At 65.4% G+C, this 12,272-nt stretch carries 11 protein-coding genes; 8 read left to right on the forward strand and 3 right to left on the reverse strand.

From position 1 onward, the window contains the following. The first annotated feature begins 128 nt into the window (after nt 1-128). The 6 genes from pal to ACTUWL_RS20970 all read left to right on the forward strand — a co-directional run bounded on the left by pal (nt 129) and on the right by ACTUWL_RS20970 (nt 6,925). Nucleotides 129-611: a peptidoglycan-associated lipoprotein Pal gene (pal, locus tag ACTUWL_RS20945; protein ID WP_021078622.1), complete on the forward strand. Its 483-nt coding sequence runs from the start codon at nt 129-131 to the stop codon at nt 609-611. A 262-nt stretch (nt 612-873) separates the two neighbouring features. Next, a complete protein-coding gene (gene ybgF, locus ACTUWL_RS20950) occupies nt 874-1,920 on the forward strand; it encodes a tol-pal system protein YbgF (RefSeq protein WP_021078621.1) in 1,047 nt (348 codons plus the stop codon). Between the two features lie 49 nt (nt 1,921-1,969). After that, nucleotides 1,970-3,004: a tRNA lysidine(34) synthetase TilS gene (gene tilS / locus ACTUWL_RS20955; protein ID WP_021078620.1), complete on the forward strand. Its 1,035-nt coding sequence runs from the start codon at nt 1,970-1,972 to the stop codon at nt 3,002-3,004. Nucleotides 3,005-3,263: 259 nt separating this feature from the next. After that, the gene (ftsH, locus tag ACTUWL_RS20960) at nt 3,264-5,186 is read left to right on the forward strand and encodes an ATP-dependent zinc metalloprotease FtsH (protein ID WP_021078619.1); all 1,923 of its coding nucleotides are present in this window, start codon (nt 3,264-3,266) and stop codon (nt 5,184-5,186) included. A gap of 8 nt (nt 5,187-5,194) precedes the next feature. Next, nucleotides 5,195-5,608, forward strand: coding sequence for a hypothetical protein (locus ACTUWL_RS20965; protein WP_021078618.1), 414 nt, complete (start codon nt 5,195-5,197; stop codon nt 5,606-5,608). A 117-nt stretch (nt 5,609-5,725) separates the two neighbouring features. After that, nucleotides 5,726-6,925, forward strand: a complete 1,200-nt coding sequence (locus ACTUWL_RS20970; RefSeq protein ID WP_021078617.1) for an ABC transporter substrate-binding protein — start codon at nt 5,726-5,728, stop codon at nt 6,923-6,925. Nucleotides 6,926-7,071: 146 nt separating this feature from the next. On the opposite strand, the gene ACTUWL_RS20975 is transcribed toward ACTUWL_RS20970, so the two are convergent. Continuing rightward, on the reverse strand, nt 7,072-8,571 hold the full coding sequence (locus ACTUWL_RS20975; RefSeq protein WP_035651118.1) for a hypothetical protein: 1,500 nt from the start codon (nt 8,569-8,571) through the stop codon (nt 7,072-7,074). Nucleotides 8,572-9,011: 440 nt separating this feature from the next. Between ACTUWL_RS20975 and ACTUWL_RS20980 the strand changes: the two genes are divergently transcribed. Together ACTUWL_RS20980 and ACTUWL_RS20985 are read left to right on the forward strand one after the other, a co-directional pair. Then, complete coding sequence (locus ACTUWL_RS20980; protein WP_021078615.1) at nt 9,012-9,686, forward strand: TetR/AcrR family transcriptional regulator; 675 nt, start codon at nt 9,012-9,014, stop codon at nt 9,684-9,686. 80 nt (nt 9,687-9,766) lie between these two features. After that, nucleotides 9,767-10,195, forward strand: coding sequence for an OsmC family protein (locus ACTUWL_RS20985; protein ID WP_021078614.1), 429 nt, complete (start codon nt 9,767-9,769; stop codon nt 10,193-10,195). A 15-nt stretch (nt 10,196-10,210) separates the two neighbouring features. Here the strand turns inward: ACTUWL_RS20985 and pyk are convergent, their stop codons facing one another. Together pyk and ACTUWL_RS20995 are read right to left on the reverse strand one after the other, a co-directional pair. Then, nucleotides 10,211-11,647 carry a pyruvate kinase gene (pyk, locus tag ACTUWL_RS20990; protein WP_021078613.1) on the reverse strand — a complete coding sequence of 479 codons (1,437 nt, stop codon included), beginning with the start codon at nt 11,645-11,647 and terminating at the stop codon, nt 10,211-10,213. Further along, the gene (locus tag ACTUWL_RS20995; RefSeq protein ID WP_035651115.1) at nt 11,644-12,255 is read right to left on the reverse strand and encodes a DUF1036 domain-containing protein; all 612 of its coding nucleotides are present in this window, start codon (nt 12,253-12,255) and stop codon (nt 11,644-11,646) included. Before ACTUWL_RS20995 ends, pyk begins: the two co-directional genes overlap by 4 nt. Nucleotides 12,256-12,272 lie beyond the last annotated feature (17 nt).

The following is a 12,272-nucleotide window of genomic DNA, read 5'->3' on the forward strand; positions in this document are numbered from 1 at the left end:
TTTCCGGCATTGCCTGGCATTTGATGGGGTCCAGCAAGGTCTCGTCAAGGTTGACGGAACGTTCGCTTAACCATCGCCCTGTAGACCGATTGGGTAGTACGAAGAGCGTGAGCGTGGAGGCTCCGGGAATGAAATATCTCCAGGGTATGAAGCTGGTTGCGGTTCTGGCGGTGGCGCTGTCGATGGGTGCCTGCGCCAACAAGAACCCGTTGGACGCCAATGGTGCGATTGGGGGCGCCGCGACCCCGGGCAGCCAGCAGGACTTCGTGGTCAATGTCGGCGACCGCGTGTTCTTCGAGAGCGATCAGACCGATCTCAGCCCGCAGGCGACCGCGACCCTCGACAAGCAGGCGCAGTGGCTGCAGACCTACAACCGCTATTCCTTCACCATCGAAGGCCATGCCGACGAGCGCGGCACGCGCGAGTACAACATCGCGCTCGGTGCGCGCCGCGCGCAGTCGGTTCGCGCCTATCTCGCCTCGCGCGGTATCGATCCGAGCCGCATGCGCACCATCTCCTACGGCAAGGAGCGGCCGGTCGCGGTCTGCAACGACATTTCCTGCTGGTCGCAGAACCGTCGCGCCGTCACCGTGCTGAACGCCAGCTCCTGACGCGATCCTGGATGGGTTTTCCAAGCCGGCGCCTTCGGGCGCCGGTTTTGTTTTGGCCGCGCGAAGGCACAAACCGGCTTTCATCAAGATGGACGAGGCTGCGTGCAATTGGCCGCTTGCTTGTTCCAGCGTCCGTACTAAACCGGTGTCAGCGACGCTGTCTTGAGACGCTATCCCGGATTTGAACTGCCAGTCACAATTCCGGCGTACTCCGTCCCTCAATGTCGCTCGCTTTTCACGTCGATCTCGTCGTCAGGGCAAAATGTCATCCAGGTTTCATTTTCTTTCCTCCGCCGCGGCGATCGCGGCGCTGTTCGCCGTTTCTGCACCAGTGTTTGCCCAATCCGACGATTCCGATGCCGAGATGCGGATCGAGCGGCTTGAAAACCAGCTGCGGCAGCTGACCGGTCAGAACGAGGAGTTGCAGTACCGCAACCGCCAGCTCGAGGAGCGGCTGCGCCAGCTCGGCGGCCAGCCGGGCGGCGCTCCTGGACAGGCTCCGGCCGGCCAACCCAATGTCGCGGCGGTGCCTCCGGCACAGCAGCCGCAGGCTTACCCGCAAGTCCAGCCGGGCTACGCCCAGCCGCAACAGGGATACGGGCAGCCCCAGCAAGGCTATGGCCGGCAACCGCAAGGTGGCTATGACCAGCAGCAGATCGCTGCGCCCCAGCCGATCGTACAGGAGCCGCCACCGGCAGCGGCTCCAGGCCGCCGTGGACGCGGCGACGCCTTCGATCCGACCCAGAACCCGAATGCCCCCGGCGCCCCGCGTGTGCTCGGTGGCGGCGGCCAGATGCCGATGCAGAATGAGGCGGCGGTCGGTGCGCCCGGCGGCCGCGGGGCCGGCGAGCCGCTCGAGCTTGGCAACACCAGCCCGCAGCGCGCCCCCGGCGCGAGCGCGGCGCTGACCACCTTGCCGCCGTCGGCGACACCGAAGGACGAATTCGACCTCGGCATCGGCTACATGCAGCGCAAGGACTACGCGCTCGCCGAAGAGACGATGAAGAACTTCGCCGTGAAATATCCGACCGATCCACTGGTGGCCGACTCGCAATACTGGCTCGGCGAGAGCTATTTCCAGCGCCAGCAATATCGCGACGCTGCGGAAACCTTCCTCGGCGTGACCACCAAGTTCGACAAGTCCGCGAAGGCGCCCGACGCGCTGTTGCGGCTCGGCCAGTCGCTGGCGGCGCTGAAGGAAAAGGAAGCCGCCTGCGCCGCGTTCGGCGAGATCGCCCGGAAGTACCCGCGCGCCTCCGGCGGGGTCAAGGCTGCGGTTGACCGCGAGCAGAAGCGCGTGAAGTGCTAAACCAGCAGGGAGGCCGCTTCCGGCCTTCCCGCGATCCGCTGGTTCTGCGATGCCTGACGACCAATCCGCCATCCCGGCAAGGGACGCCAAGCGCCTGTTCGCAGGCCTCGTGCGCGCGCCGGCGATCGTGCTCGCGGTGTCGGGCGGTCCCGATTCAGTCGCGCTGATGTGGCTCGCCGCGCGCTGGCGCCGCGCTCTCGCGCAAGGACCGCGGCTGGTGGCGGTCACCGTCGATCATGGTCTGCGTCCTGAAGCGGCCCGCGAGGCGCGCGACGTCAAGCGGCTGGCGCGAAGCCTGGACCTGCCGCATCAGACGCTGCGCTGGAGCGGACCGAAACCCGGGGCCGGCGTGCCGGCAGCCGCGCGCGCGGCCCGCTACCGCCTGCTCGCGCAAGCCGCGCGCAAGTACGGCGCCACCCATATCCTGACCGCGCACACCCGTGACGATCAAGCCGAGACGCTGTTGATGCGGATGCTGCGCGGCAGCGGCGTCGCGGGCCTCTCGGCGATGGCGCGCGAGACCGAGCGCGACGGCATTCGACTGATCCGACCGCTGCTCGATATTTCCAAGGCACAGCTGATCGCGACGCTGCAGAAGGCGCGCATCGGCTTTGCCGACGATCCGACCAATCGCGATCCGTCCTTCACGCGCCCACGGCTGCGCGCGCTGATGCCGCTGCTGGCCGAGGAAGGCGGCGACGCGCGGAACCTGGCGCGGCTCGCCGCGCGGATCGCGCGCGCCAACGCCGCGCTGGAGGTGCTGGTCGATGGCGCCGAGCGCTATCTTGCGTTGAAAAGCGAGGATAACCCCGACGCGGGCTTCGACGCCGCATTGTTCGCAGTGATGCCGGACGAGATCCGCCTCCGTCTGCTCAAGCGCGCCATCGACCGCGCGGGACACGAAGGGCCGGCCGAACTCGGCAAGGTCGAAGCCCTGCTCGCCGCGGTCGATCAGGCCCTGGATGGGGCCTTGGGACCACGCGAATCCAAGCTGAAACAGACGCTTGCCGGAGCCGTGATCAGCGTCGCTTCCGGCCGCATCAGGATCAGCCCGGCGCCGCCCCGCCGGGCACGTTCCCGCTGAGCCGGGTTCGATTGTTTCAACCGTTGTCATAATCCGGCAAGGCGGCTTAACCACCCCGGAAAAACACCGGATTCTGCGTCATTTTTTGACCGGGAATCGCGCTAGGATGCGGTAAATAGTCGTGCGTGGTTCCCTTGGCATCGACCCCAGCGGCACCTAGATTGTAGGGCATCGACGGGATGGATTCCCTGGGGATTCCCACAGACCCTGCCCAAGGATAGAGAGAGGCCGCGATCCGCGCGACCACCGAAGGAAGACCATGAACGCCAATCTGCGGAATTTCGCCCTCTGGGTCATTATTGTCCTGCTGTTGCTGGCGTTGTTCACGCTTTTCCAGAATCCTGGCCAACGCTCGTCGTCATCGGACATCTCCTTCTCGCAGCTTCTCACTGAGGTCGATCAGGGCCATGTCCGCGACGTCGTGATTCAGGGGCCCGAGATTCACGGCACCTTCAACAACGGCACGAGCTTCCAGACCTACGCGCCGAGCGATCCGACGCTCGTGAAGCGGCTCTATGACGCCAAGGTGCAGATCACCGCGAAGGCGCCCGGCGACAACGTGCCGTGGTTCGTCTCGCTGCTGGTCTCCTGGTTGCCGTTCATCGCGCTGATCGGCGTCTGGATCTTCCTGTCGCGGCAGATGCAGGGCGGCGCCGGCAAGGCGATGGGCTTCGGCAAGTCGCGCGCCAAGATGCTGACCGAGGCGCACGGCCGCGTCACTTTCGAGGACGTTGCCGGCGTCGACGAAGCCAAGCTCGATCTGCAGGAGATCGTCGAATTCCTCCGCGACCCCGGCAAATTCCAGCGGCTCGGCGGACGCATTCCGCGCGGCGTGCTGCTGGTCGGCCCTCCCGGCACCGGCAAGACGCTGATCGCGCGTGCGGTCGCGGGCGAAGCCAATGTGCCATTCTTCACTATCTCCGGTTCGGACTTCGTTGAAATGTTCGTCGGCGTCGGCGCAAGCCGCGTCCGCGACATGTTCGAGCAGGCCAAGAAGAATGCGCCGTGCATCATCTTCATCGACGAAATCGACGCGGTCGGCCGTCATCGCGGCGCCGGTCTCGGCGGTGGCAATGACGAGCGCGAGCAGACGCTGAACCAGTTGCTGGTCGAGATGGACGGCTTCGAGGCCAATGAAGGCGTGATCCTGATCGCAGCGACCAACCGTCCCGACGTGCTCGATCCCGCGCTGCTGCGTCCCGGCCGCTTCGACCGTCAGGTCGTGGTGCCGAACCCGGATGTCGGTGGTCGCGAGCAGATACTGAAGGTTCACGTCCGCAAGGTGCCGCTGGCACCGGATATCAACCTCAAGACCATCGCGCGCGGCACCCCGGGCTTCTCCGGCGCCGACCTGATGAACCTCGTCAACGAGGCGGCGCTGACTGCCGCGCGTCGCAACAAGCGGATGGTGACGCAGGCCGAGTTCGAAGAGGCCAAGGACAAGGTGATGATGGGTGCCGAGCGCAAGTCGCTCGTCATGAGTGAGGAAGAGAAGATGCTCACGGCCTATCATGAGGCCGGTCATGCGATCGTCGGCCTCAACGTCCCGGCCGGCATTCCGGTCCACAAGGCGACGATCATTCCTCGCGGCCGTGCGATGGGCATGGTCAAGTTCCTGCCTGAGGGTGATCGTTATTCGATGAAGTACAAGGAGTTCACCTCCCAGCTCGCGGTCGCCATGGGCGGGCGCGTCGCCGAGGAGATTACCTTCGGCAAGGACAACATCACGTCCGGCGCGTCGAGCGATATCCAGCAGGCGACCAAGATGGCCAAGGCCATGGTCACGCAGCTCGGTTACTCCGACCAACTCGGTACCGTCGCCTATGGCGACAATCAGGAAGAGGTGTTCCTCGGCATGTCGATGGGACGCCAGCAGAGTATCTCGGAAGCGACGGCTCAGAAGATCGATGCCGAAGTCAGGCGTCTGGTTGAAGAAGGCTACGAGACTGCGCGGCGTATCCTGACGGAGAAGAAGGTCGATTTCGAAACCTTGGCAAAGGCGTTGCTGGAGTTCGAAACGCTGTCCGGCGATGAAATCAAGGACCTGCTGAACGGCAAGAAGCCGAGCCGCGAGTCGGTCCTGGAGCCGATCGGTCCGCGCGCGTCCGCGGTGCCGCCGGCCGGCAAGCCGCGTCCGCGTCCCGATCCGGACACCGGGATGGAACCGCAGCCGCAGGCATAAGCCTCGCCATGGCCGGCACGTCCGGCAAACCGATTGTGCAAAAGCTCGGCCTCAAGCCGGGCTTTTGCATTTTTGTCGACGGGCTGTCCGTTCCTTACCGCGACATCGTCGGCGAGCTGCCGGCCGACCTGCGGATCGCGAAGACCGCGCGGGCGCCACTCGATGCCGTGCATCTTTTCGCTGCCGAGGCCAGGGGGCTCTCGGCCAGGCTGCGGCGCTACCGGGAGGCGATCGCGCCTGACGGCATGATCTGGGTGTCGTGGCCGAAGAAGAGCTCAGGCGTCGCGACCGATCTCACCGATGTGGTGGTTCGCGAAACCGGGCTTGCGAGCGGCTTGATCGACGTCAAGGTCTGCGCCGTCGACGCGGTCTGGTCGGGCCTGAAATTCGTGATCCCGGTCAAGGAACGCGGCCAGCGCTGAGATCGCCGCGGCGAATGTGCTTGGCCTCCATTGGGGCGCCGTGGCATCTTCATGCCAAGTCGTCAAACGGCACGGCCGCGTCGTCCGAGAAGCGCGGCAAGGAAGAGGGGGAGGCCGATGCGCAAGGCATTCGGCGCGCTTGGCGCCATTTCGTTCCTGCTGCTGCCTGCCGTTTCATTCCCCGCTGAGATGCGTGGCATCACATCAACCGAAATCAGGATCGGCCAGACCATGCCCTATAGCGGGCCGGTGTCTGCGTTCGGCGCGCTGGGCAAGGGCGAGGCCGGCTATTTCAGGATGCTCAACGAGCACGGCGGCATCAACGGCCGCAAGATCAACTTCATCTCGCTGGACGATTCCTATGCTCCGCCGAAGACGGTGGAGCAGACGCGCCGCCTCGTCGAGAGCGACGAGGTCGCGCTGATCTTCTCTTCGATCGGAACCGCGCACAACACGGCGATCGCAAAGTATCTGCAGGGCAAGAACATCCCGCAGCTGTTCTTGGCCTCCGGCGCCTCGAAGTTCGGCGACATTGCGCAATTCCCGCAGGCGACGATGGGCGTGCAGGCGCCGTTCCGCTACGAAGCGCGGCTCTACGCGCGCTATGCGCTGGCGAAGAATCCGAACGCGCGATTTGCGGTGATCTCGCAGAACGACGATTACGGCCGCGACTATCTTGCAGGTATCAAGGATGTGCTAGGCGACAAGTATGATTCTCTCGTCACCGTTGCGACCTATGAGATATCGGACCCGACGATCGACTCGCAGATCGTCAAGCTGAAGGCCACCAATGCCGACGTCTTTGTGATCGCGGCGACGCCGAAATTCGCCGCGCAGTCGATCCGCAAAGCCTTCGAGATCGGCTGGCGGCCGATGACTTTCCTGTCCAACACTGCGGTATGGATCTCGACCGTGATGCAGCCGGCTGGCGTCGAAGCCGGCACCGGCATCATCTCAACGGCTTATGTGAAGGATCCGGACGATCCGGTCTGGAAGGATGATCCCGGCATGAAGGGCTGGCGCGACTTCATGACCAGATACCTGCCTGAAGGCGATCAGCACGACACCAACTACGTCAACGCTTATAACAGCGCGATGGCGTTGGAGGCGGTGCTGAAGGCCTGCGGCGACGATCTCTCGACCGAGAACATTCTGCGGCAGGCGTTCGCGATCAGGGATCTGGAATTGCCGATGCTGCTGCCGGGCATCAAGGTCAACACGTCCTCGGTCGACCATGTGCCGGTCGACCAGATGCAGCTGATGCGCTTCAACGGCAAGACCTGGGATCGCTTCGGGGAGCTTCAGACGGGGAACTGAGAGGCCCGCCGCTCGTCTCTCGGCGTCATTGCGGGGAGCGAAGCGACGAAGCAATCCATCGTTCCGCGTATGCGGTCCGATGGATTGCTTCGCTTAGCTCGCAATGACGGAAGAATGACATGGCGCGCGCGCCTTCTATCATCAGTCTAGTTCGAGCTCCCGGCCGCCGGCGCCGCGGCGGCCTTGTCGTCCGACCGCACATGGATGACGGCGACGTCGTCCTTGTAGAGCCGCTTCCAGCCCTTGAGGTGGTCGAGCACGTTTCCGGCCGGAGAGCCCGAGCTCAGCAGCGTGGCGTCGATCCGGTATCTGTCGAGCAGGTCCAGCAGCTGGCCGGTGTCGCGGGCGTCGAGCGCGGCGTAATAGTCGAGCACGAATTGCTCGCCATACAACTCGGCGCGACCGTCGATGAACACCTTGATGTCGCGGCTCACCAGATAGCCGCCGAACGGCGCGGTATTGAACACGCGCTGCGCCTTGTGCTGCTGGAGCACGTCGACCGCCGCAGCGGGCCAGAATGCCGGAAGGAATTTGAACTCATGCTGCGCGACGAAAGTCGTCGTCGTCACCCACGCCCCGATCACCATCGCGACGGCAGCCAGCATCGTGACGACGGGGAGGGAGCGGCGTTCCTCGAAGCGGGCGGCGGTGACGACCGCCATCCCCCATTGTTCTGACATCGGCTTCGCGAGCACCAGCGGCGCGATGAACGCGAACACCTCGATGTTGCGGATATGGCTCAGCGCCATCCAGACCAGCCCGAGCAGCAGCAGGATCCGCGGCACCGACAGGGTCAGCCCGCGATAGCAGATGAGGCCGATCAGGCCGAGCAGGGTGGCTTCGAAGAAGCTCGGCTTGCTGAAATCCGCGGGCATCCATTCGCCGATCAGCGTCAGCAGCTTGCCGAGGCTGAGGATCTTGGTCGCGCCGAGCAGGCTGTTCCAGCCGTAGGGCGTCACGCAGCTCGCGGCCAGCGCGGCGATGCCGAACAATCCCCATCGCACGACGAGCTGACGGCGGCGGCCGGGCTCCGCGCTCCACACCGCCTCAAGTCCGATCGGACCGATCAGCGTCAGGCCGAGAACGAAGCCGCCATGCAGATTGGCCCACAGCGTCATCAGCGGCAGCAGCCACCATGATGGATAAGTGCGGCGATCCGCTGACGCCATCAAGCCACCGATGAACGCCAGCAACACCGGCAGCGCCAACACATGCGGCCGCGCGAAGAAGTGGATCGTCGATAGAACCAGCGCCAGCGCCGCGATCAGGAATGCGCGCGCGGGATCGAAATACGGGCTGAGCAGATGCAGGAAGATCGCAACCGTCGCGCCGATCGCGATCGAGGTCAGGATCACCGCCCCGGCCCAATCGCCGCCATAGACGAGGGCGTACGCCACCTGCGACAGCCACGAGCTCGAGATCCATGGCTCGCCGAAACGAGTGAAGGAGAACACGTCCGATGTCGGCAGCGCGCCGTGTTCGAGGATCCACTGTCCGACCTTGATCTGCCACTCCGTGTCGGAATCGCGCAGCAGGATTTCGCCTGCGGACAGATAGAACAGATAGGCCCCCACGGCGGCACACAGCGGCACTAATCCTCGCGCGGCGCTACGGCTGCTCGCGTTGCTGGTGACGGACAGTGACATGCGCTTTCTTGGCTCGGCCGGGGACATCAAGGCAACGCCACAGGCGACGTTCGGCGCACTCGACCACGGCTTCCGATAAATTCCGGTAAATGCCGCCCCATCTCGCGGCTCCGGGCGAGACCAGATGTCTCGATTGCGAGCGACCACGTTAGCTCGCCATTGACCATCGGAAGGCCCGATCGGAACGCGTGAGATGCCGGCAGCTGGCGAGATGTCACCGAATTCCGCTCCGCCCCACGCGTCCATGGGCCGGAGCAGCCGCCGCGCAACCGAGGTGGCATCCGGCTGTCGCAAAATCCTTACAATTCCAGCTTGTCATTCGGTCTGAATAGTTGTTCACTTCTTCAGGCGATTGCGGGATCAATCGTTCAAAACATTGAAGACGCGTGTGTTCTGCCGGTGGGCGCCGGGCCCGGGCACACGGTGGGGGACGGAACGCCATGGTCTACCGGCGAACACATCAGGTCGTGAAACGGCTGGCTGCCCGGCGCAGCGCCATCCTGTCGGCAGCGCGCGATGCTGCGGCGGCGGGCGGCATGGCGGCGGTCCAGATCGCACCCGTCGCGGTGCGGGCCAATGTCGCGGCCGGCACTGTCTATCGCTATTTCCCGTCCAAGGCCGAGCTGATCTCGGAATTGATCACGGAAGTCTCGCGTGACGAGCTGTCCGCAATCCGGCGTGCCGCCGACGCAGCGCCTGGACCATCCTCGGCGCTCGCTGCCGCGGTGACGACGATTGCGGTCCATGTATTGTCGCAGCGCAAGCTCGCCTGGGGCATCCTCGCCGAGCCGGTCGATGTCGACGTCACGGCGTCTCGCCTCGCCAGCCGCCGCGATATTTCCGGCGAGCTCGCCATGCGCATCGATGCGGCCGTGCGCGCCGGCCATCTGCCGGCGCAGGACACGGCGCTGGCCGCCACTGCCTTGCTCGGCGCGCTGCACGAGGCGCTGGTCGGCCCGCTGGCGCCAAGCAATCTCGACGATCCGATCAAGCTGCGTGATGCGGTGCAGACCGTGACGCTGCTCGCGCTGCGCGCGGTCGGCGTGATGGATGCGCGCGCCCGTGGTCTTGTGGTGCAGGCGACGACGCCGGCGAAGGCGCTGGTCGGCGCTTAACGTCCGAGCGCGGCGAACACTTCCGTCGCATTGGCGTTGTAGGCTCGTGGCCCGGTTCAACCAAGCTCAGGGAGCAACGCATGACGACGACCCATGGTTCGGCCAAATGGCAGGGCGGCATCAAGGACGGCAAGGGCGCGATTTCGACCAAGAGCGGCGCGCTCGCCGATTACCCCTACGGCTTCGCCAGCCGCTTCGAGGGCAAACCTGGCTCGAACCCCGAAGAACTGATCGGCGCGGCGCATGCCGCCTGCTTCACGATGGCGCTGTCGCTGATCCTCGGCGAAGCCAAGCTTACCGCCGAGCATATGGAAACCAGGGCCGACGTGACGCTTGAGAAGGTCGCCGACGGCTTTGCCATCACCGCGGTGCACCTGACGCTGTCAGCCAAGATCCCGGGCGCCGACAACGCGACGTTCCAGGAACTGGCGGGCAAGGCCAAGGCCGGATGCCCGGTGTCGAAGCTGCTCAACACCAAGATCACGCTCGAGGCATCGTTGCAGGGCTGATCGCGAAGACGCCTGTTACAGCTGCGCGTCGCCGTTCGGCCCGACCGAGGCGATGCGCAGCATGTTGGTGGTGCCGGGGGCGCGGAGCGGCACGCCAGCGACGATGATGACGCGCTGGCCGGCCTTGGCAAAACCGTCGCGGAATGCGATCGAGCCGGCGCGGTCGACCATGTCGTCGAGATCGTGCGCATCCTCGGCGACCACGCAATGCACGCCCCACACCACCGACAGCTTGCGGCCGGTGACGAGGTTCGGCGTGATCGCGACCACCGGCACCTTGGGCCGCTCGCGCGCCACGCGGATGCCGGTCGAACCTGAGGAGGTCCAGCAGATGATCGCCGACAGGTCGAGCGTCTCGGCGATCTGCCGCGCGGCATCGGCAATGGCGTCGCCCACCGTCGCCTCGGGATCGACGCGCTGCGCATTGATCACGCTGCGATAGGTCGGATCGCGCTCCACCTCTTCGCCGATGCGGTTCATGGTCGAGACCGCTTCGACCGGGAATTTGCCGGCGGCGGACTCCGCCGACAGCATGATGGCGTCGGCGCCTTCGTAGACCGCGGTGGCGACGTCGGAGACTTCGGCGCGGGTCGGCACCGGCGCCTGGATCATCGACTCCAGCATCTGGGTTGCGACCACCACCGGCCTGCCGGCGCGGCGTGCCATCCGGATCATCTGCTTCTGCAGGCTCGGCACCCGTTCCAGCGGCAGCTCGACGCCGAGATCGCCGCGCGCCACCATCAGCGCGTCCGCCGCATCGATGATGTCGGCGAGCCGGTCGATCGCCTGAGGCTTCTCGATCTTGGCCATCACGGCAGCGCGGCCGCGGATCATCTTCTTGGCCTCGATCACGTCCTCGGCCCGCTGTACGAAGGACAGCGCCACCCAGTCGATTCCCTCCGGCAGCGCAGCTTCGAGGTCGGCACGGTCCTTCGGCGTCATCGCGGACACGGGAAGATCGGTGTCGGGCAGGCTGACGCCTTTGCGGTCCGACATCTTGCCGCCGATCACGACGCGCGTCACGGCGCGCTCGGGCGAGGTCTCCTCGGCGATCAGCCGCACCTTGCCGTCGTCGAGCAGCAGCGCGTGGCCGGGGCGGAGCGCGGCGAGGATTTCCGGATGCGGAAGCTGGACGCGGCTGTTGTCGCCCGGCGTCTTGTCGGAATCCAGGATGAAGCTCTGGCCGTTCTTGAGCTGGGTCGATCCTTCCGCGAACGAGCCGAGCCGCAGCTTCGGCCCCTGCAGGTCGACCAGGATGCCGATCGGCCGGCCGTAGCTCGATTCGACGTTGCGGATGGTCTTCACCAGCTCCCGCATCTTGTCATGCGGGGTATGGCTCATGTTGATGCGGAACACGTCGGCGCCCGCCTCGAACAGCTTGCGGATCATCGCGCTGTCTGAGGAGGCCGGGCCGAGCGTTGCGAGGATCTTGATTCGACGCAGTCGTCTCATTGTTTGTTTCCGGGCGGCGTTGCGGCTGGCGGCAGACCCGGCGCGCCCGGCGGCGTTGCGCCCGGCGGCGGGTTTGGCAGGCCCGGCATCGCCCCGGGGCTTCCCGGGGCCACGCCGCCCGGCATTCCCGGTACTTTCTGCGGCTGTTGTTCGTTGGCTTCGGTCAGCTGGACGGTCCATGCACGCTGCTCGCCGGTGTCGACCTCGAAGAAGCCGGTGCGGTCAAAGCCCCGCGCCAGGCAATTCTCGGTCCCCTTGATGGTGAATTCCTTGTCGCGCGAGCACATGAAGGCCTGGCCGGACCATTCGCCGCCGCGATCGTAGTCGAGAGCGTAGATGTAGTAGTAGCGCGCTACAAGATTGCCGCGGAGCAAGGTCTCGCAGGTCCGCGACGATACGTTCCACCAGCCTTCGGTGGTCCAGCCCTCGGCATCCTTGTAGCCGAGCGCGATCCCGACGCGGCTTGAGGTGTTGTTGCAGAGCCGGAAATCGGCGGCCGCCGGGCTCGTCCACAGGCAGGCCGCGACAAGCCCCAGCACCGGCGGGAGACCGGCCATGATCAGGCGGATGATGCGGGGAGCTGAGGCGAGAGAATCTGTTGGGCTCATGCGGCGAAGCTATATCA

This window comes from Bradyrhizobium sp. WCU1 (genome assembly GCF_053474805.1).

What these genes read in the sequence shown, in the direction of transcription:
- pal (WP_021078622.1), top strand. Translation starts at nt 129, where the DNA reads ATGAAATATCTCCAGGGTATGAAGCTGGTTGCGGTTCTGGCGGTGGCG.
- ybgF (WP_021078621.1), top strand. Translation starts at nt 874, where the DNA reads ATGTCATCCAGGTTTCATTTTCTTTCCTCCGCCGCGGCGATCGCGGCG.
- tilS (WP_021078620.1), top strand. Translation starts at nt 1,970, where the DNA reads ATGCCTGACGACCAATCCGCCATCCCGGCAAGGGACGCCAAGCGCCTG.
- ftsH (WP_021078619.1), top strand. Translation starts at nt 3,264, where the DNA reads ATGAACGCCAATCTGCGGAATTTCGCCCTCTGGGTCATTATTGTCCTG.
- ACTUWL_RS20965 (WP_021078618.1), top strand. Translation starts at nt 5,195, where the DNA reads ATGGCCGGCACGTCCGGCAAACCGATTGTGCAAAAGCTCGGCCTCAAG.
- ACTUWL_RS20970 (WP_021078617.1), top strand. Translation starts at nt 5,726, where the DNA reads ATGCGCAAGGCATTCGGCGCGCTTGGCGCCATTTCGTTCCTGCTGCTG.
- ACTUWL_RS20975 (WP_035651118.1), bottom strand. Translation starts at nt 8,571, where the DNA reads ATGTCACTGTCCGTCACCAGCAACGCGAGCAGCCGTAGCGCCGCGCGA.
- ACTUWL_RS20980 (WP_021078615.1), top strand. Translation starts at nt 9,012, where the DNA reads ATGGTCTACCGGCGAACACATCAGGTCGTGAAACGGCTGGCTGCCCGG.
- ACTUWL_RS20985 (WP_021078614.1), top strand. Translation starts at nt 9,767, where the DNA reads ATGACGACGACCCATGGTTCGGCCAAATGGCAGGGCGGCATCAAGGAC.
- pyk (WP_021078613.1), bottom strand. Translation starts at nt 11,647, where the DNA reads ATGAGACGACTGCGTCGAATCAAGATCCTCGCAACGCTCGGCCCGGCC.
- ACTUWL_RS20995 (WP_035651115.1), bottom strand. Translation starts at nt 12,255, where the DNA reads ATGAGCCCAACAGATTCTCTCGCCTCAGCTCCCCGCATCATCCGCCTG.